We start from the raw sequence: 18,214 nt of genomic DNA on the forward strand, positions 1-18,214 counted from the left end.
ATCAGCGCCCGGATTTGGGGTCGAAGGCGTCCCGGACCGAGTCCCCGAGCAGGTTGAAGCACAGCACGAAGATCACCATCGCGGCGCCGGGGAACAGCAAGAAGGTCGGGTCGTTCTCGTACACATTGCCGGCCGTGTGGAACAGCCGACCCCAGTCGGGGGTCGGCTCCATGATGCCGACGCCCAGGTAGGACAGGCCGGCCTCCGCCGTGACGAACAGCGGGAGCATGTAGGTGCTCTGTACGAGGATCGGCGTCACCACGTTGGGCAGCAGCTCCTTGCGGATGATCCGCCAGGGGGACGCGCCGGTGATCTTCGCGGCCTCGACGAACTCGCGCTCACGCAGGGACAGCACCTGGCCGCGCAGCAGGCGGGCCAGGCCCATCCAGCCCAGACCCCACTGCACGAGGATCAGCGCCACCACGCGGACGTAGGTGGGCGTCTCGTCGGACGGCGGAACGAAGATCGCCACCACGACCGGCATGAACGCCACGAACGTGAGCTGGCTCGGGAAGGCGAGCAGGAAGTCGATGACGCGGCCGAGCCAGTAGTCGGTCCTGCCGCCCACGTAGCCGGCGGTGACACCGAGGATGGTGCCGGTGATGACCACCAGGATGGTCACCGCCACCGAGATGCCCAGCGAGGTGCGGATGCCGTAGAGCAGCTGGGTGAACAGGTCGCGGCCGAGCGACGGCTCGATGCCGAACCAGAACTCGCCGGACATGCCGCCGTTGGGGCCGACCGGGTAGCCGAACTCGTCGAGCAGGTCGAAGTTGTCGTTGCCGTAGAGCGTGTACGGGTTCTTGCCGTACAGCGAGGCGATGACGGGAGCCAGAGCCGCGACGACGAAGAAGGCGAGCACGACGATCGCGCAGACCATGCCGGTGCGGTCGCGCTTGAAGCGCATCCACATCAGCTGGCCAGGAGAACGGCCGACGAGCTCACTGCCCGTACGGTCCTTCTCCTTCTTCAGACCCTCGGGGCCAAGTCCTGGGGTGTCGGACTTGGTAGCCGCGGTCTGGGATGGACTAGTCATCGCGAAGTGCCCCCGCGCAGAGTTCTCTTGGAACATGAGGCGGCGCCGATTCGCACCGCTGGATGAGCGGACTTTCGCAAGTGATTTATGGCGGAGTCAAGGGGATGCGGTGTGCTGATGCGCAGGTCGTCCGCTTCTTGAGCGAAGATTGCGCAGATTGACGCACGGGCGTGCTTGACAGGCGACCGCAATGTACGGCATGGGGGACATATCGTCACCAACTGCTTTAACATGAAGGCAACTTCACTGTCGCAACACCGATATACGGACGCGGCATGCTGAACAACGTACGGCCGTGCGGGTGCCGTAGACCGGTCGGGGCTGCCAGGCGGCGCCCCGACCGGTCATCGTTTTGTCCGGGTTCGGCGGGTGCTGCCGCCGGCGGCCCGGTCCGTTCCCGGATCCGCTTCCACGACCCGCGCGGGGCGGCTGCCGAGCCGCTCGGCCACCCCGGCTGTTGTCCCGGTGCCGGGACAGGAGTAGACCTTCGGTAGGCGCCGCGCGAAGACCGGGCGCCAGGAGACCAGCACATCGACACGGACGGGGGGACAGGCCGTGTCCACACCGCAAGGAAGCGCTCTCACCCGTGGGGCGCGCGGCATCGGGGGCCTGGTCTGCCTGCTGCTCGCACTGCTCGGCACGGGATGGATCATCAGGGATCTGTCCGTCGCCCAACAGCCCGCGGACGTCTGGTGGACCTGGCTCGGCGAGCCGAGGCGGCCGCGCGAGTTCACCGCCTGGGCCACCTGTGCGCTCGACCCGCTGCTGGTGCTCGGCGCGCTCGCCGCCGCCGTCGCCTCGGTGCGTGACGCCGTCGCCCCGGCGGTGGCCGCCGGCGGACTGTTCGCGATGGCCGTCGGCACGGCCCTGCTGCGGCTGCCGCTGCTGTGGGTCCTCGGGGCGGGCTGGCTGCAAGGGCTGGACAGCGGGCTCACCGGGCAGGCCCGGCTCACCGCCATCGTCCAACTCGCGCTGTCGGCGGTGCTGCTCGTCGTGCTCGTCGCCGGGCGGAAGCCCGCGCACCGTCCGCAGTACGCCTCGCCAGGGCTCCCCAGGGGGGCGCAGGCGGCCTACGGGGTCGTCGGCCGCACCCCCCACGGCCCGACCCTCCAAAGGCCCGGAGGCCCGCGCAAGGGGCCCGCGGTCGCCGCCGGGTGGGCGCTGGGTGTCGCGGGGGCGGCGGTCGCCGCGTGGGAGGTCCACTGGTGGCTCGGGCTCGGCTGGGACACCTACCGCAAGGGCTTGATCGGCGACGCCTCCGTTTTCCGCGCCCTGCTGCAGCCTCCGGTCCACTGGCAGGCGCTGGTGCTCGCCCTGCTGGCGGTGCCGGCCGCGGTCGGCGCGATCCGCCGGGCCCCCTGGGCCAGGCCGGTCGCGATGGTGACCGGCGCCCTGCTGGCCTCTCAGGGCGCCGCGACACTCGTCTTCGCCGCGCACACGGGGCAGCTGGCCCGCTTCGCGGTGCTGCCCGCCGCCTCCCGGCTGGAGTTGGGCACCGGAGCCCTGGTGGCGGTCGCCGGGCTGGTCGCGCTGACCGCGGCGGCCCGGTCGGGTGTGCCCGCGGGGCGGACGGCACCGGGCAGCGCCGCAGCGGTCTACGGGCCGGCCGCGGGCGCCGAGCGGCCCCGGCACGCCCCGCCCCCGCCGTCGACGCTGCCGCCCGGCTGGTGAGAGCCGGCGGCAGCGACTGCGGGCGGGCTGCCGGTCAGGCCATCCCCAATGACCTCTTGAGGAAGTCGACCTGGAGCAGGAGCAGGTTTTCGGCCACCTGCTCCTGCGGCGTCATATGCGTCACCCCGGACAGCGGCAGCACCTCGTGCGGCCGGCCGGCCGCCAGCAGCGCCGAGGACAACCGCAGCGAATGCGCCACGACCACGTTGTCGTCGGCCAGACCGTGCACGATCAGCATCGGACGGTGCGGCTCCCGGGCCCCCGACAGCCCCTCGTCGGTGAGCAAGGAGTTGGCCGCGTAGACCTCGGGCTCCTGGTCCGGGTGGCCGAGATACCGCTCCTGGTAATGGGTGTCGTACAGCCGCAGATCGGTGACCGGGGCGCCCACCACGGCCGCGTGGAAGACATCGGGCCGGCGCAGCGCGGCGAGCCCCGCGAGGTAGCCGCCGAAGGACCAGCCGCGGATGGCGACCCGCTCCAGATCGAGCGGGAGGGATTCGGCCAGCGCCTGGAGGGCGTCGACCTGGTCCTCCAGCGTGACCTCCGCGAGGTTCCGCGACACCGCCTTCTCCCAGGAGGGGGAGCGGCCCGGCGTACCCCGGCCGTCCGCGACGATCACCGCGAAGCCCTGGTCGGCGAACCACTGGGAGGTCAGATAGGCGTTGTGCGCGGCGACCACCCGCTGGCCGTGCGGGCCGCCGTACGGGTCGAGCAGCACCGGCAGCGGGCCGTCCCCCTCGCGATGGCCGTCGGGCAGCAGCACCGCGCACGGGATCTGCCGCTCACCGGCGAGGACGAGGCGGGGGCGGGCGGTGAGCGCCGGCTCCTCGGCGTACGAGCCGATCGCGGCGAGGGTCTTCTCGCCGCCGTCCGCGTCCAGCCGCACCACCTCCACCTGGGCGCCCGGCCGTTCCAGCGACGCCTGCGACAGCACCACCAGCGATCCGCTGCGCACCGCGGAGGAGACGGTGGGATACGGGCGGGCGCCGACGCGTTCCCAGCCGCCCTGGTCGCCGCTGCCGCGGTACCAGGCGCGGTAGACCCCGATGTCGTGCATCTCGCTGCCGCTCGCGGAGAACAGCACCTCGTCCTCGCCGATGTCCAGGACGGCCCGGACGTGCAGCGGCGCCCCGGTCAGCGGGCGGTCACCGACGAACAGTTTGCGCGCGCCGCCCTCGTCGGCGATCCGTACCAGCCGGCCGTCCGGCGTCCAGGCCGGTGCCCCCGGGAACGGCTCGACCCACACCTCGTCCTCGTCCTCGTGCACCGTGCGGGTCGCGCCCGTCGTGGTGTCGACGGTCAGATAGCGCTGGTCGCGCTGATCGCGGGACTGGACGAGCAGCAACGGGGGCCCGGCCGCGGACCAGTGCACACGCGCCAGATAGGGGTAGCGCTCGGTGTCCCAGGTGACGTCCGTGCGGGAGCCGTCCAGGCCGAGAATCGCCAGCGTGACCTTGGCGTTGGCGGTGCCGGCGGCGGGGTAGGGGATCCGGGCCGGTTCGCGGTCGGGATGGGCGGGGTCGGAGATCCACCAGCGCCGCACCGGCGACTCGTCGACCCGGGCGGCGAGCAGCCGGTCGCTCTCCGGCGACCACCAAAAGCCCCGGTAGCGGCCCATCTCCTCGGCCGCGATGAACTCCGCCAGGCCCCAGGTGACCTCCGGGCCGTCGGGCCCCGCCAGCACGCGGTCCGCGCCCGCCCGCTCGGCCGCCCCGTCCCCGGTCGCGTCCTCGCCGCTCCCGCCCGCGCCGTCGGTGTCGTCCGCCGTGGCGCTGCCGTCGACCGCGACCACCCGCAGCCCGCCGTCCGCCACGAAGGCGACGTGCCGGCCGTCCGGTGACGGGTGCGGGTCCACCACCGGCCCCCGGACGGGGATTTCGCGGGTGGTGCCGGCCCGTAGCTCGGAGACGAACAGTCGCCCGGAAAGGGGGAAGGCGGCCAACTCGACCGCGGAGTCGACCGCGTAGCCGACGATGCCCGCCGACCCCTCGCGGGTGCGCTCGCGGCGGGCACGCTCCTCCGGGGAGAGTTCCTCGTCCGCGCCGGCGAGCAGTGCTCGCGGATCGGCGGCCGTGAACTCGCGTCCCTCGTTCAGGTCGAGGACCCACAGCTGCTGGGTGCGGTCGGTACCGGTGGCGGAGCGGAGGAAGACGACGCGCGCGCCGTCCGGGGAGATGGCGTAGCCGCGCGGGGCGCCCAGCGTGAAGCGCTGTGTACGGGCGTGTTGCCGGGGGAAGGGAAGCTGTCCGGTCATGGTGCGAGCCTAAGGGTGTTGGGGCTCACACGGTCGCGCTCGTTTGGATCGCGTGCGCCCCTGTTCTGCTCCTGTGCTCCGACATATGCGCGCGGACGGAAAGTTATGATCCCTTGCGCGTCGTGGGAACGGGGTAAAGAGCCCATGGCATACCCCGGTGTGGGATCCGTCGAGGCGGTCACGCACCATCAACTCTGTCCGGTCCATGCGTACTTGGAGGTGAGCCGCCGTGGCACTCTCGATTTCGGCGGTGGTGCTGCTGGCGATCATCGTCTTCTTGCTCGTCAAGAAGTCAGGGTTGAAGGGCGGGCATGCATTCGTCTGCATGCTGCTGGGCTTCTATTTGTCCAGCTCGTCCATCGCTCCGACGATCAAGCAACTGACGACGAACGTCGCCGGAATGCTCGGCAACATCAAGTTCTGAGCCGTTCGCCGGCCGGCGCCCGTACTTCGTTCGGGCGTACGGCCGCCGACCGGGATCATGTGCTGAATCCGGACCGGGCGGCTCGTAGGCTGTCTCCATGACCGACCTTCCCGCCCGCCGTCTGCTGTTGGTGCACGCGCACCCGGACGACGAGTCGATCAACAACGGCGTCACCATGGCCAAGTACGCGGCCGAGGGCGCGCTCGTCACGCTCGTGACCTGCACGCGGGGCGAGGAGGGGGAGGTAATTCCGCCCGAACTCGCCCATCTCACCCCCGATCGGGACGACACCCTCGGCCCGCACCGCGTCGGCGAACTCGCCGCGGCGATGACCGCCCTGGGCGTCGTCGACCACCGCTTCCTCGGCGGGCTGGGCCGCTATCGCGACTCCGGCATGATGGGCGCGCCCCAGAACGACCGGCCGAACGCCTTCTGGCGGGCCGAGCCGGACGAGGCCGCCGCTCATCTGGTGGCCGTCATCCGCGAGGTCAGGCCCCAGGTGCTGGTCACCTATGACCCGAATGGCGGCTACGGCCACCCCGACCACATCCAGGCGCACCGCGTGGCGATGCGCGGCGCCGAGCTGGCGGCGCAGGAGGGCTTCCGCCCCGATCTGGGCCCGGCGCACGCGATCCGCAAGATCTATTGGAACCGCAACGCGCGTTCGGTGGTCGAGGAGGGCCTGGAGCGGCTGCGCGCCGCAGGCCATGCCTTCCCCGGTGTCGCCTCGGCGGACGACGTACCGGGAGTGGTGCCGGACGACGAGATCACGGCGTCGATCGCCGGGGACGCGGATCAAGCGGCGGCGAAGAGTGCCGCGATGCGGGCGCACCACACCCAGATCACCCTCGCCGAACCGTTCTTCGCGCTCTCCAACGACCTGGGCCAGCCGATGATCCGCACCGAGCACTACCAGCTGGTGCGGGGGGACTCGGGCGCGGCCGACGGGACGCGCGAGGACGATCTCTTTGCGGGAATCGGTGACATGACGGGTATGACAGGTAATTCGGGTACGGATGGCCGTGCCCGGATCGAGGAGGCGGCGGAATGAGTGCGGCGAAGGGTGGCGGGCCCGCGGGCAAGGGCGGTCAGCGGTCGCGGGCCGGAGCCGGCGGCGCGTCCGGGGCGCGGACCGGTGGTCCGGTCCGGCCGACCGCGAGCGCCGCGCTGTCGGCCCCCCTGACGCCGGGCCGGGTGGGCCTGTACGTCCTGCTGCTGGTCTCGGGAGTGCTCGTCGCGCTCGCCGGGGCGCTCCTGCAAGCGGCCTGGCTCCCGGGCGGATTGGTATTGACGCTGGCCGGGACGGGTGGTCTCTTCTACGGTGGCGCCAGGGCGACCGGCACCACCGCGGGTGTCCTGGTTCCGGGTGCCGCGTGGCTGGTGACGATCTTCCTGCTGCTCGGTGAGGCGCGGCCGGAGGGTGACTTCCTCTTCGGCGCGGGACTCGGCTCGTACGTCTTTCTGCTGGGCGGAATTCTGATGGCTGTGATCTGTGCCACCACCGCCCGGATGAGGGCTACGGGCGTGCGCCACGGCGGAGTTGGCGGATGACGTGGCCCATACCGTGACCTGCGGCCCGAGGGTCGCCGCGAACGAATCCGGTGCCGGGGGTTCGCCCGTGCGGTCGGTGTTCGTACGCTCTTCGGGTGTCCGTCGGCGGCGGCCAGTATGGTGGTGCGCGCCGCCGCGCCGCCCTGGGGGCACCTCCCGGCCTGAGGTCGGGGATCATCTCTGACGAGCGGCGGAGCCAACCGGGAGAACCTGCTTTGAGTCGTGAATCTGACAGTTCGTCCTCCGGCCCCCAGGGCCGTGGCGGAGCCGCGTACCCCTCGGGGACGCCGCCTTACGGCTCGCCCAGGAGAGAAGCCGACGAGGCTGCGGCCGGTGCCGCGGCGCAACCGGCGGAGCCCAAGACCGAGACCACGCTGACGACGCGGATCAAGATCAACATTCCGGGGTCGCGCCCCATCCCGCCGGTCGTCGTGCGCAAGCCCGTCGGTGAGGAGTCCGGCATGAACGCATCGGCTGGTTCCGGCGGCGCCGCCGGGTCCCGCAGAACGCCCCGCCCCCCGGGCGGATCCGAGCGGAACGCGGAACGTACCGCCAACACCCCGCGGCCCGGCGCCGCGTCGGACGGGCCGCCCGCGGGCGGCCCGCAGGGGAAGCCCAGCGACTGGTTCGCGCCGCGCAAGGCCGGGCCCGCCGGCTCGTCGTCGACCACCGGGTCGCACGCGGCGCCGCCGCCGCCCCCCGCGGGCGGCCAGACCCCGCGGCCGCTCGGCGCGTCCGGTACGACGCCGCCGCGCAGGCCGTCCGGATCGAAGCCCCCGCAGCGCCCCGACCTGCCGTACTTCTCGGACAGCCAGGCACCGCAGAGCGGCGGCTCGCCGTTCGACGGTGGGGCATCCCAGGGCGGCTCGCCGTTCGACGGTGGCTCGCCCTTCGACGGCGGTGGCACGCCGGGTGGCGGTACGCCGTTCGACAGCGGCGCCTCCCAGGGGGGCGGGTCGCCCTTCGACGGGGGCGGCGGCCCCACGCGTGACCTCAGCCCGTTCGACGCACCCGGCCCGAGCGGACCGACGACGGGTCCGGCGCGCGGCGACTCCGCGCTCAACCTCCCGCCCGGCTTCAGCGACCCCGCGGCGGGCGCGGGCGGCCGCCCGCGCGTCGACGACACCGCCGAGCTCACTCCGCAGCCCCCCGCGTCACTGACCGGGCCGGGCAACGGCCTCGGCGTCACCGGAGGCATCGCCGGTGGTCCGGCAGTCGGTCCGAAGGGCGGCGCCGCCGGTGACCGCGACGGCGGGCGTGGCGGCACCGGATCGCACGGCAGGGTGTCCGGCGACACCCTCGTCAGCGGCATCCCGAAGACCCCGGGGGTGGACGGCCCGGGCCCCTCCCCGGTGTTCCCCGCCGGCCCCGCCGGCCCCTCCGGTCCGGGCGAGAGCGCCGCCCCGGCGCCGCGTCCCAGGATCCCGGAGCCGATCAACCCGCCCAAGAAGGGCCGCAACAAGATCGTCCTCGTGGGCGTCGGCGTCGTGGTCCTCGCGGGCATCGCCTACGGCGCGGGCCTGCTCCTGGACCACGCCGACGTGCCCAACGGGACCACCGCGCTCGGGGTGGACATCGGCGGCACCACCAAGGAAGACGCGGTCAAGCGGCTGGAGGCGGCGATCGAGGACCGCCGTGAGGAGCCGCTGAAGCTCACTGTCGACGGCAAGTCCGCGACGCTGCAGCCGGCCCGCGCGGGCCTGGACGTCGACACCCAGGCGACGGTCCGCAACGCCGCAGGCCGGGACTACAACCCGGTCTCCGTCATCAGCTCGCTCTTTGGCGGTACGCGCACGGCCAAGCCCGCCATGATCGTCGACGACGAGAAGCTGGAGATCGCGCTGCAGAGCGCGGCGGGCTCCGCGGGCGCCGCCAAGGACGGCGGGATCACCTTCCGGAACGGCAAGGCGGTGCCGCACTACGGCTCGCCGTACAAGTCGATCGACGTCGATTCGTCCAAGGCCAAGGTCGCCGAGGCGTACCGCAAGCGCGCCACGACCGGCACCGACGCCCCGGTGGTGCTGGCCGCCGGTATGCAGCAGCCGCAGGTCGGCAAGGCCGCGGTGGACCGGGCGATGAAGCAGTTTGCCGAACCGGCGATGTCCGGGCTGGTGACGGTCCGCACGGACGCGGCACACACGGTCTCCTTCAGCCCGCAGAAGTCGATCCCGAAGTTCCTGTCCTTCAAGATCGTGGACGGCGGCCTGGTGCCCTACTACGACCGGCCCGCGCTCAAGCAGCTCTACGGCGACACCTTCAACGGCATCATGGTCACCAAGGGCGACGGCTCCCGGCACCCGGTCAGCGTCGAAGAGGTGGCGAGCGCGGTGGGCAAGGCGCTGCTCGGCACCTCCCCCGCCGAGCGGATCCAGACCATCGAGACGAACGGCAACTGACCGCCGCACCAGGCGGACATCGCAGGCAGCGGACCCTCGGGTTCCTCGGCACATGCCGGGGAGGACCGGGGGCCCGCTGCCGTGTGCGCGTGGGCGGGCGGCTCGGCGGTGATGTGCGGACGGCGGCGCCCGGCGGGCGCGCCGGTTACCGCCCCGCGCACCCGCCGGGCGCCGCCCCGCGCCGCCTCGGGATCTTCGCCCCGCTGCGGTGTCGGGCGACGTCCCGCAGGCTGGAAGTGTTATGCCTGCCACCCGTCCCCCGGACAGCGGCCGCTATTCGGCCCTGCTGCTGATCCTCGCCGTCCTCATCGTGACGGTGGTGGACGCGACGACCGGGCCGGAACTGCACATCTCGGCCTTCCTGGGCGTCGCCCCCCTGGTCGCCGCGCTGCGCTGCTCCTACCGCTGGACGCTCGTCGTGGCGGCGATCTACGCGGTGTGCCTGACGTACGTGGACATCCTGACGGTGCCCGACTGGGCTCCGGCCAGCCGGGTCGTGGGGATCTTCGGGGCGTTCCTGGTGGCCCTTTTCTCCGTGGTGCTGTGCCGCACCCGGCTGGAGCGTGAGGCGCTGCACGCCCGTACCCGCCTCGTCGCCGACACGGTGCAGCGCGCCATGCTGCGGGAGCTGCCGCTCAGCGCCGGAGAGGTCGAGGCGTTCGGCTTCTACGTCTCCGCCCAGGAGGGCGCCCGCGTCGGCGGCGACATCTACGAGGCCGTCGAGACGCCGCACGGGTTGCGTCTGATGATCGGCGACGTGCAGGGCAAGGGCATGCCGGCCATCGGCGCGGGCCTGGAGGTACTGGCCTCGTTCCGGGAGGCCGCGCACTACCAGGAGTCGCTGGAGTCGGTCGCCGAACGAATGGAGAGCGCCCTGACCCGCTACAACACCCGTTCGGCGGAGCAGGGCACCGACGAACGCTTCGTCACCGCGCTCCTGATGGAGGTGCGCGGAATGGAGGACGGCCGGGTGCTGTCCTGCGGGCACATCCCCTACCACCTGGTGCGTGACGGCGAAGTCCACGAGCGCAGCGACGGGGAGGGCGGCCTGCCGCTGGGCCTCGGCACGCTGAGCGGCGAACCGCGGCGGAGCGTACGGGTACACCCCCGGCCCGACGACTGGGTGGTGCTCTGCACGGACGGGGTGACCGAGGCACGCGGCCAGGACGGGGAGTTCTACCCGCTGGGCGACCGGCTGGCCGCCTGGACCCGGCTGGAGCCGGCCGAATTGGCCCGCACCCTCCGGGCCGACCTGGAGCGCTTCACCGGCGGTGACCTCAAGGACGACGCCACCGCGCTGATCATCCGCCGTTCCCCGGTCGCCGGGACGGCCGGGGAGGGCGGGCCGACGGGCGGGACCGCGGACGTCCGGGCTCCCCACTCCGCCCACCGCCACCAGGCGCCCCCGCCCTCCGGCCCGCGGATCAATTGAGCATGGCGCGGGCCGTGGCGGCCTGCCGGCGTACCGCGAGGGCGGTGGCAGGCTCGACCGCCTCCACCACCAGCGCGTATTCCTCCAGTTCCGCCGCCCCCGCGAGGAACTCACCGCGCTGCACCAGCAGCTGGGCTCGTTCGAGACGCAGCCGCGCCGGATGGCTCGGCAGCAGCAGCGACAGCTCCAGCGCCCACAGCTGCACCGCGCTGTGCTCCGGCCGGGCCTGTGCCCAGGCCCGGATGTTGTTGAGGATGCGCAGCACGATGTCCAGCGGGGTGGCGGGCGCCGGCATCGGCCCGGTCAGGGCCTCCCCGGTCGCGCCCGCGACCAGCACCGCCGCGTCCTCCTCGGTGAGCAGGTGCCCGCCGTCGAACGGATCGGCCAGCACGTGGCCGCCGTACGGGTCGCCGAAGCCGACGACGAAGTGGCCGGGCAGACCCATGCCGTAGACCGGGGCCCCGGCCCGCCGCGCGACCTCCATCCACACCACCGACAGCAGGATCGGCAGGCCGCGCCGGCGCCGTAGCACCTCGTGCAGCAGTGACGACTCCAGCCGCCGGTATTCGGCGGCGGCGCCGCCGAATCCGCAGCGCCCGCCGAGCAGCTCGGCGAGATTGCGCGCCCAGGCCCCGGGTCCGCCGGTGGGCGCGTACGGCAGCTCGCCGGCCAGCCGGTCCAGCTCGATCTGTGCGGCGTCCATGGCCGCCTCGTCCAGCGCCGGATCCGCCTCGGCGCCGATCAGCAGGCACAGCAGAGCGAGGTCGGGCCGTTCCTCCCGGGCGGCCTCGGCGAACCGCCGCCGCCGTTCCTCGCGGGCGCCGTCCGGCTGCGGGCGGGGGCCATCGGACATGTCGGACATAGCTGAGGGGTCCTCGGTCAGCGGGCGTCGCCCGGGAGGGCGCGCCGGTAGTGGTAGCCGTGGTGGTCGGTGAAGCCGAGCCGGTCGTACAGCGCGCGCGCCCCGGCGTTGTCGGCCTCGACCTGGAGATACGCCGCCGAGGCGCCCTCCTGCAGGGCCCGCTCCGCGAGCGCAGCCATCACCAGGGTCGCGAGGCCACGGCGACGCTGCGCGGGGGCCACCTCGACTGCGGCGAAGCCCGCCCAGCGGCCGTCGACCACCAGACGGCCGATCGCCGCCGTCCCGCCGTCCGCGTCGGGGACCTTCGCGAACCACACCGAGGGCCCGCCGGTGAGCACCTTCCGCGCCTCCGGGGTGGGCTCGTCGGTCCGGTTGTAGAGGCCGAACCAGTCCGCGTCCGGCTCCCGGGCGAGAAGGACGCGGGCGGTGTCCGCGGAGGCGTCGGCGAGCGGGGCCAGGGCGGCGATACGGACCGTGGTGTGCCGCTCATCGGCCCAGCCGCGCCGCGCCAGCTCCGCCGCCAGCACCTCGTCGGTGTCCGTACGTCCGGTGGCGACGACGATGACCGCCGGCAGCCCGCGCTCGCCGTACCACTGCTGGACGTGTTCCAGCGCGGCGTCGAGCGGCAGTCCGGGGTCGCCGAGGGGAAGGGCCGAATTGGCCCGCCGGGTGAAGCCCCCGGCGGCGCGAAGTGTCCATTCTCCGAGACGCTCCGTCTCAATTGCCGGCCATCCGCGGGCCGCGACCTCCTGCAGCTCGCGGACCCCGGCCGCCGGGCCGCGTCTGCGCGCCGGCTCCGCGGGTACGACCTTGGCGGCGACCAGCGACGATTCGTCGATTCTGACGGCCTCACCTGAGCGGCGTGTGATGCTCAGCACACCCTCGTCCCAGGATGTGAGAACGCCGACCGCGTCCGTGAACGCCGGCTCTCCCGCTCCACCGCCGGTCAGGCGGCGAACGGATACCCTTTTCCCCACGTCAGCAAGGGTGATGCGGACTTCCGCACGACCACCGGTCATGAATTCCATCGCTCTACCCGCCCCTCTTGTTCGTCCCACGCCCGGGAACGGAGATACTAGGTGGCGGGCATCGACGACGCCGCGCTCCCGCGCGCCCTGCGGCGGTACTGCCAATCGGTCCGCCGGCCCTACCGAGGAGGAACGACAGCGTGACCTACGTCATCGCGCAGCCTTGTGTCGACGTCAAGGACAAGGCATGCATCGAGGAGTGCCCCGTCGACTGCATCTACGAGGGCTCCCGGTCCTTGTACATCCACCCGGACGAATGCGTCGACTGTGGGGCCTGTGAGCCGGTCTGCCCGGTTGAGGCGATCTTCTACGAGGACGACACCCCGGAGGAGTGGAAGGACTACTACAAGGCGAACGTGGAGTTCTTCGACGAGCTCGGCTCGCCCGGTGGCGCCAGCAAGCTCGGCCTGATCGAGCGCGACCACGCCTTCATCGCAGCGCTGCCGCCGCAGAACCAGTAACGATCAGAGGATCGAGAGGGAGCCGCCCGCTCCCTCTCGCCTCCGAGGTCGTTGGGGATACCCCAGCCTGTGCTGGGGCAGGTCGCACGGCGCCGCCCGGTCCCGTACGGCTCCCCGTACGGGACCGAGGCGTTTCCCGCCGCCGTCCCGCGTCAGCCCCGTCCGAGAAAGAGAGCATCGTGGGCGCAGTCTCATCCCGCCTCCCCGTCTTCCCGTGGGACCGGCTGGAGCCGTACAAGACCACGGCCGCCGCACACGCCGACGGCATCGTCGACCTGTCCGTCGGTACCCCGGTCGACCCCGTGCCCGCGGTGATCCGGCAGGCCCTGACCGACGCGGCGGACAGCCCCGGCTATCCGACGGTGTGGGGGACGCCCGCCCTGCGCGACGCACTCACCGGCTGGGTCACCGACCGCCTGGGCGCCCACGGCGTGGAGCACACCAACGTGCTGCCGATCGTCGGCTCCAAGGAGCTGGTGGCCTGGCTGCCGACCCAGCTCGGCCTGGGCCCCGGCGACAAGGTCGGCTACCCGCGCCTTGCCTACCCGACGTACGAGGTGGGGGCCCGGCTCGCCGGAGCCGAGCCGGTCGTCTACGACGACCCCACCGACCTCGACCCGGCAGGTCTGAAGCTGCTCTGGCTGAACTCGCCGTCCAATCCCACCGGCCGGGTGCTGAGCGCGGACGAGCTGCGCCGCACCGTGGACTGGGCCCGCGAGCACGGCGTGCTGCTCTTCAGCGACGAGTGCTACCTCGAACTGGGCTGGGAGGCCGACCCGGTCTCGGTGCTGCACGCGGACGTCTGCGGCGGCTCCCTGGACGGCATCGTCGCCGTCCACTCGCTCTCCAAGCGCTCCAACCTCGCCGGCTACCGCGCCGCCTTCCTCGCGGGCGACGCCGCCGTCCTGGGCGAGCTGCTGCAGATCCGCAAGCACGGCGGAATGATGGTCGCGGCGCCCGTCCAGGCCGCCACGGTCGCGGCGCTGGGCGATGTCGCGCATGTCGCGGAGCAGCGCGAGCGGTACGCCCGCCGCCGTGCCGCGCTGCGCACCGCCCTGGAGGCCGCCGGCTTCCGCATCGAGCACAGCGAGGCCTCGCTCTACCTCTGGGCGACGCGCGACGAGCCCTGCTGGGACACCGTCGGCGATCTCGCCAAGCGCGGCATCCTGGTCGCTCCCGGCGATTTCTACGGAAGCGCGGGGGAGCGGTTCGTACGGGTCGCCTTCACCGCCACCGACGAGCGGGTGGACGCCGCGGTGCGGCGCCTCGCGGAATGACCCGCTGACCGCCGACGGCGGACCGCACGCGCAGGGGCCCGGGGAGAGCGAACTCCCCGGGCCCCTGCGCGTCGCGTGCGGCGACCGGTGGCTCAGCCGCCGATCGGGAGACCGCCGAGCAGGCCCTGGACCGGGACGGAGACCAGGCCGGTGTCGGTCGGCAGCGACTTGTTCGCCGCACCGTCCTTGGCGTGCTTGGCAACGGCGTCCTGCGCGGTCTTGGCGCCCATGTACGCGGCGGGAGCTGCGTCCCCGATCAGGGGGCCGGTGGCCTTGACGGCCGCGGGGGCGAGCTCCCCGGCGACGGTCTCGCCGACCGAGTTCAGCAGGCCACCGCCGTCCTTGACGGTGTCGTTGAGGGTCTCACTGGCGCTCGCGGAGTCCAGCTTGGTCAGTCCGCCCAGGTCGGCTGCCTTGGACAGGTCCGCGGCGTTCGCGGTACCGGCCACCGCGACCACGGGAGCAGCGCCTGCGGCGACGATCAGGGCGGCTCGGGCGATCCGACGCGTAACGGGGAGGGACATGGTGCTCCTTTTACGGAGAGGGACTCGTACTTCTGACAGATGTGCCATGTCCGCCTGGCGGACGCACTGACTACCGCGTCAGACCCCCGAAGGTTGCGGTGAACTCAGGTAAAGAGTTGGTAACGCGTCACATAATCGGCCCTGGAGGAAGGCGGGCAATATGTACAAGCCGAGCGCGTATGAGGAAACGTCACGCCCCTTGTATGACAAGGGAATTGACGGAAATGCCCGCACCGATGCGGTGAACTCCCGTACAGGAAAGGGGAATTGCTGCCGGCGCCCCTTTCGAGGGACCCGGCGGACTATTGTGCGGTGATGATACGAACGTCACCCGTGGAGCGCCCCGGAGACGCCTCGGAACCGGCCGGCTTCTTCTGCCAGCCCTTCCCCGCATCGGCCGCGGTCCACGTCCGACCGGCGTAAGAGATCTGTTCGATACGCAGCTCGGCGGAGTGGGCCATCGCCCATGTCGCCAATTCCCAGCCCCGCCGCGGACCCCCGCCGTCGGTCCCCACCCCGGTCTGCCGCACCGGCACCGTCACGCTGCGTTCGCCACCCGCGACGCGTCCGCCCGCGCCGTCCGTCCGCGGCAGCACCTCAGGACCGAAATCGCGGGCCAGCTTCGCCCGGACCGCCGCCGCGTCGCCCGCCTGCCCGTCCACCGGACGGCTCTGGGTGCACGTCATCGCCGCCCCGTCCCGGCCGGTCAGTGCCCCGGTCAGCCGGGCGGCGTTCACCTCGTGCTTGGCGTACGCCTGCGGGTAGCCGCTGCGCTGCACCTTCTGCGCGGCGACGGTCAGCGGCAGCCGGGAGTAGCCCGGGACCTTCGCCAGGTGGGTGTAGAACTCCCCGGCCGCGTACACCGGGTCCATGATCTGCTTCACCGTGCCCCAGTCCTGCGACGGCCGCTGCTGGAACAGGCCCACCGAGTCCCGGTCGCCGAAGTCGATGTTGCGCAGCCCCGACTCCTGCATCGCCGTCGCCAGCGCGATCGTCCGCGCCCGCTCCGGCAGCCCGCGCGAGGACGCCACGGCCGAGATCGTCGCGGCGTTCGCGGCCTGCTCGGGGGAGAGCTCGTACCCCTTCGCGTCCCCTTCGGCACGCACCGTGCAGCGCGGCGCACCCGGACCGCCCGTGACGAACTGCACCACGAGGTAGACCGCCAGCCCGATCAGCACGGCGAAAGCGGCGCCGGCACGCCAGAGGCGCTTGCGGCGGACGGGGACCTTGGGCTGGGCGGACACGCAGCCCACCGTACTGGAGGGCCGCCGGATAGGGTCGGCCCCATGGAGCGCTCCACACACCACGCCGCCCTCGACCTGTCGCTCGACGCCGCCGCGCTCACCGCGCAGCTCGTCGACTTCCCGTCCGAGAGCGGGAACGAGAAGGACCTCGCCGACGCCGTCGAGCACGCCCTGCGGGCGCTGCCGCACCTGACCGTCGACCGGTACGGCAACAACGTCGTGGCCCGCACGCACCTGGGCCGCGCCGAGCGCGTGGTGCTCGCCGGACACCTCGACACCGTGCCGATCGCGGACAACGTCCCCTCCCGGCTCGACGACGACGGCGTCCTGTGGGGCTGCGGCACCTGCGACATGAAGTCCGGGGTCGCCGTCCAGCTGCGCATGGCCGCCACCGTGCCCGCGCCCAACCGCGACCTGACCTTCGTCTTCTACGACAACGAGGAGGTCGCGGCGCACCTCAACGGCCTCGGCCACGTCGCGGACGCGCACCCGGACTGGCTGACCGGCGACTTCGCCGTCCTCCTGGAGCCCTCCGACGGCCAGGTGGAGGGCGGCTGCCAGGGCACCCTGCGGGTCCTGCTGCGCACCACCGGGGAGCGGGCCCACTCCGCGCGCAGCTGGATGGGCGCCAACGCCATCCACGCCGCCGCCCCGATCCTGGCGAAGCTCGCCGCCTACGAACCGCGCCGCCCGGTGATCGACGGCCTGGAGTACCGCGAGGGGCTGAACGCCGTCCGCGTCGAGGCCGGGGTCGCCAACAACGTCATCCCGGACGCCTGCACGGTCACCGTCAACTTCCGCTACGCGCCCGACCGCACCCCCGACGAGGCACTGGCCCACGTCCGCGAGGTCTTCGCGGACTGCCCGGTGGACGAGTTCATCGTCGACGATCACTCCCCGGGCGCGCTCCCCGGTCTGTCCCACCCGGCCGCGAAGGCCTTCATGGAGTCCGTCGGCGGCATCGCGATGCCGAAGTTCGGCTGGACCGACGTCTCCCGCTTCAGCTCGCTCGGCGTCCCCGCCGTCAACTACGGCCCCGGCTACTCCCTTCTCGCGCACAAGAAGGACGAGCGGGTCGAGGTCGACCGGATCCTGCACTGCGAGGAGCGGCTGCGCGCCTGGCTCACGGACTGAGCGGGCCCCGCGACCGGGCCCGCGCTCACCTGCGGGTTGTCCACCGGCCGAATTCCCCTGCGCGGCGCGTTCGTGGATCTACGCTGAGGCGGCAAACGATCTGTCAGCGGAGGGAGCACATCATGGCCGACCTCGAGGGTGAACCGACCCCGGAGGAGCAGCGGCTGGGTCCCGTACTGCGTCGTCGCGGGCAGGTGCAGGGCAGCACCACGGACCAGCGGCTGCTGGACACCGCGGGCCCCTCCGAGTGGGTGCACACCGATCCGTGGCGCGTGATGCGCATCCAGGCGGAGTTCGTCGAGGGCTTCGGAGCGCTGGCCGAGCTGGGCCCGGCCATCAGCGTCTTCGGCTCGGCCCGTACCGCGCCGGGCTCGTCCGAGTGGGACGCCGGGGTGCGGATCGGGCGGGCCCTGGTCGAGGCCGGGTTCGCGGTGATCACCGGTGGCGGTCCGGGCGCCATGAAGGCGGCCAACAAGGGCGCCAACGAGGCCGGCGGGGTCTCCGTCGGCCTCGGCATCGAGCTGCCCTTCGAGCAGGGCCTCAACGAGTATGTGAACCTCGGGGTCGACTTCCGCTACTTCTTCGTCCGCAAGACCTGCTTCGTGAAGTACGCCAGCGGCTTCGTCGTACTGCCCGGCGGGATGGGCACCCTGGACGAGCTGTTCGAGGCGCTCACCCTCGTCCAGACCCAGAAGGTCACCCGCTTCCCGATCGTGCTGTTCGGCACGTCCTACTGGAGCGGGCTGGTCGACTGGCTGCGCGACACCCTCATCGCCCAGGGTAAGGCGTCCATGCGCGACCTGGACCTCTTCCACCTCAGTGACGACGTCGACGAGGCGGTCGCGCTGGTGACCAAGGAGGTCGGCGGCTGAGAGTCGGCCGCCGCGGGGGGGGAGGCGCGCCGCCCCCGGCCCCGGCAA

General features: G+C 72.5%; 16 protein-coding genes. 10 read left to right on the plus strand and 6 right to left on the minus strand.

What is annotated here, in order from left to right:
• Window position 1: 1 nt before the first annotated feature.
• Entirely contained in the window at window positions 2-1,036 is a 1,035-nt protein-coding gene (locus ACH4FH_RS11670) for an ABC transporter permease (protein WP_398555585.1), read from the minus strand.
• Between the two features lie 555 nt (window positions 1,037-1,591).
• Between ACH4FH_RS11670 and ACH4FH_RS11675 the strand changes: the two genes are divergently transcribed.
• On the plus strand, window positions 1,592-2,707 hold the full coding sequence (locus ACH4FH_RS11675; protein ID WP_398555586.1) for a hypothetical protein: 1,116 nt from the start codon (window positions 1,592-1,594) through the stop codon (window positions 2,705-2,707).
• 34 nt (window positions 2,708-2,741) lie between these two features.
• On the opposite strand, the gene ACH4FH_RS11680 is transcribed toward ACH4FH_RS11675, so the two are convergent.
• The gene (locus tag ACH4FH_RS11680; protein ID WP_398555587.1) at window positions 2,742-4,961 is read right to left on the minus strand and encodes a prolyl oligopeptidase family serine peptidase; all 2,220 of its coding nucleotides are present in this window, start codon (window positions 4,959-4,961) and stop codon (window positions 2,742-2,744) included.
• A 229-nt stretch (window positions 4,962-5,190) separates the two neighbouring features.
• On the opposite strand from ACH4FH_RS11680, the gene ACH4FH_RS11685 reads away from it, so the two are divergent.
• The 5 genes from ACH4FH_RS11685 (at window position 5,191) to ACH4FH_RS11705 (ending at window position 10,764) form a co-directional block, all read left to right on the plus strand.
• Entirely contained in the window at window positions 5,191-5,385 is a 195-nt protein-coding gene (locus tag ACH4FH_RS11685; protein ID WP_393896359.1) for a hypothetical protein, read from the plus strand.
• A gap of 97 nt (window positions 5,386-5,482) precedes the next feature.
• Window positions 5,483-6,436, plus strand: coding sequence for an N-acetyl-1-D-myo-inositol-2-amino-2-deoxy-alpha-D-glucopyranoside deacetylase (mshB, locus tag ACH4FH_RS11690; protein WP_398555588.1), 954 nt, complete (start codon window positions 5,483-5,485; stop codon window positions 6,434-6,436).
• Window positions 6,433-6,936: a DUF6113 family protein gene (locus tag ACH4FH_RS11695; RefSeq protein WP_398555589.1), complete on the plus strand. Its 504-nt coding sequence runs from the start codon at window positions 6,433-6,435 to the stop codon at window positions 6,934-6,936. Before mshB ends, ACH4FH_RS11695 begins: the two co-directional genes overlap by 4 nt.
• Before the next feature lie 215 nt (window positions 6,937-7,151).
• Window positions 7,152-9,332, plus strand: a complete 2,181-nt coding sequence (locus ACH4FH_RS11700; RefSeq protein ID WP_398555590.1) for a hypothetical protein — start codon at window positions 7,152-7,154, stop codon at window positions 9,330-9,332.
• Window positions 9,333-9,573: 241 nt separating this feature from the next.
• Window positions 9,574-10,764, plus strand: coding sequence for a PP2C family protein-serine/threonine phosphatase (locus tag ACH4FH_RS11705; RefSeq protein WP_398555591.1), 1,191 nt, complete (start codon window positions 9,574-9,576; stop codon window positions 10,762-10,764).
• Here ACH4FH_RS11705 and ACH4FH_RS11710 read toward each other — a convergent pair.
• On the minus strand, window positions 10,757-11,626 hold the full coding sequence (locus tag ACH4FH_RS11710; RefSeq protein ID WP_398555592.1) for a tetratricopeptide repeat protein: 870 nt from the start codon (window positions 11,624-11,626) through the stop codon (window positions 10,757-10,759). The genes ACH4FH_RS11705 and ACH4FH_RS11710 overlap by 8 nt on opposite strands.
• A gap of 17 nt (window positions 11,627-11,643) precedes the next feature.
• Complete coding sequence (locus ACH4FH_RS11715; protein ID WP_398555593.1) at window positions 11,644-12,654, minus strand: GNAT family N-acetyltransferase; 1,011 nt, start codon at window positions 12,652-12,654, stop codon at window positions 11,644-11,646.
• 140 nt (window positions 12,655-12,794) lie between these two features.
• On the opposite strand from ACH4FH_RS11715, the gene fdxA reads away from it, so the two are divergent.
• Window positions 12,795-13,115: a ferredoxin gene (gene fdxA / locus ACH4FH_RS11720; RefSeq protein ID WP_030573070.1), complete on the plus strand. Its 321-nt coding sequence runs from the start codon at window positions 12,795-12,797 to the stop codon at window positions 13,113-13,115.
• A 179-nt stretch (window positions 13,116-13,294) separates the two neighbouring features.
• Complete coding sequence (gene dapC, locus ACH4FH_RS11725; RefSeq protein ID WP_398555594.1) at window positions 13,295-14,392, plus strand: succinyldiaminopimelate transaminase; 1,098 nt, start codon at window positions 13,295-13,297, stop codon at window positions 14,390-14,392.
• A 92-nt stretch (window positions 14,393-14,484) separates the two neighbouring features.
• Here the strand turns inward: dapC and ACH4FH_RS11730 are convergent, their stop codons facing one another.
• Together ACH4FH_RS11730 and ACH4FH_RS11735 are read right to left on the minus strand one after the other, a co-directional pair.
• Entirely contained in the window at window positions 14,485-14,916 is a 432-nt protein-coding gene (locus ACH4FH_RS11730; protein ID WP_398555595.1) for an ATP-binding protein, read from the minus strand.
• Between the two features lie 302 nt (window positions 14,917-15,218).
• Window positions 15,219-16,160: a heavy metal transporter gene (locus tag ACH4FH_RS11735; protein WP_398555596.1), complete on the minus strand. Its 942-nt coding sequence runs from the start codon at window positions 16,158-16,160 to the stop codon at window positions 15,219-15,221.
• Between the two features lie 42 nt (window positions 16,161-16,202).
• Here ACH4FH_RS11735 and dapE point away from each other — a divergent pair, with 42 nt between their 5' ends.
• Both dapE and ACH4FH_RS11745 read left to right on the plus strand, forming a co-directional pair.
• The gene (gene dapE / locus ACH4FH_RS11740) at window positions 16,203-17,294 is read left to right on the plus strand and encodes a succinyl-diaminopimelate desuccinylase (RefSeq protein WP_398555597.1); all 1,092 of its coding nucleotides are present in this window, start codon (window positions 16,203-16,205) and stop codon (window positions 17,292-17,294) included.
• Window positions 17,295-17,416: 122 nt separating this feature from the next.
• On the plus strand, window positions 17,417-18,166 hold the full coding sequence (locus ACH4FH_RS11745; RefSeq protein ID WP_398555598.1) for a TIGR00730 family Rossman fold protein: 750 nt from the start codon (window positions 17,417-17,419) through the stop codon (window positions 18,164-18,166).
• The last annotated feature ends 48 nt before the right edge of the window (window positions 18,167-18,214 follow it).

The sequence above is a fragment of the Streptomyces sp. NPDC017993 genome, assembly GCF_044328065.1.
Taxonomy (GTDB): domain Bacteria; phylum Actinomycetota; class Actinomycetes; order Streptomycetales; family Streptomycetaceae; genus Streptomyces.

Coding starts and splice junctions, on each gene's coding strand:
- dapE (WP_398555597.1), top strand. CDS start 16,203: ATGGAGCGCTCCACACACCACGCCGCCCTCGACCTGTCGCTCGACGCC.
- ACH4FH_RS11695 (WP_398555589.1), top strand. CDS start 6,433: ATGAGTGCGGCGAAGGGTGGCGGGCCCGCGGGCAAGGGCGGTCAGCGG.
- ACH4FH_RS11680 (WP_398555587.1), bottom strand. CDS start 4,961: ATGACCGGACAGCTTCCCTTCCCCCGGCAACACGCCCGTACACAGCGC.
- ACH4FH_RS11745 (WP_398555598.1), top strand. CDS start 17,417: ATGGCCGACCTCGAGGGTGAACCGACCCCGGAGGAGCAGCGGCTGGGT.
- ACH4FH_RS11730 (WP_398555595.1), bottom strand. CDS start 14,916: ATGTCCCTCCCCGTTACGCGTCGGATCGCCCGAGCCGCCCTGATCGTC.
- ACH4FH_RS11670 (WP_398555585.1), bottom strand. CDS start 1,036: ATGACTAGTCCATCCCAGACCGCGGCTACCAAGTCCGACACCCCAGGA.
- ACH4FH_RS11705 (WP_398555591.1), top strand. CDS start 9,574: ATGCCTGCCACCCGTCCCCCGGACAGCGGCCGCTATTCGGCCCTGCTG.
- ACH4FH_RS11710 (WP_398555592.1), bottom strand. CDS start 11,626: ATGTCCGACATGTCCGATGGCCCCCGCCCGCAGCCGGACGGCGCCCGC.
- ACH4FH_RS11715 (WP_398555593.1), bottom strand. CDS start 12,654: ATGGAATTCATGACCGGTGGTCGTGCGGAAGTCCGCATCACCCTTGCT.
- mshB (WP_398555588.1), top strand. CDS start 5,483: ATGACCGACCTTCCCGCCCGCCGTCTGCTGTTGGTGCACGCGCACCCG.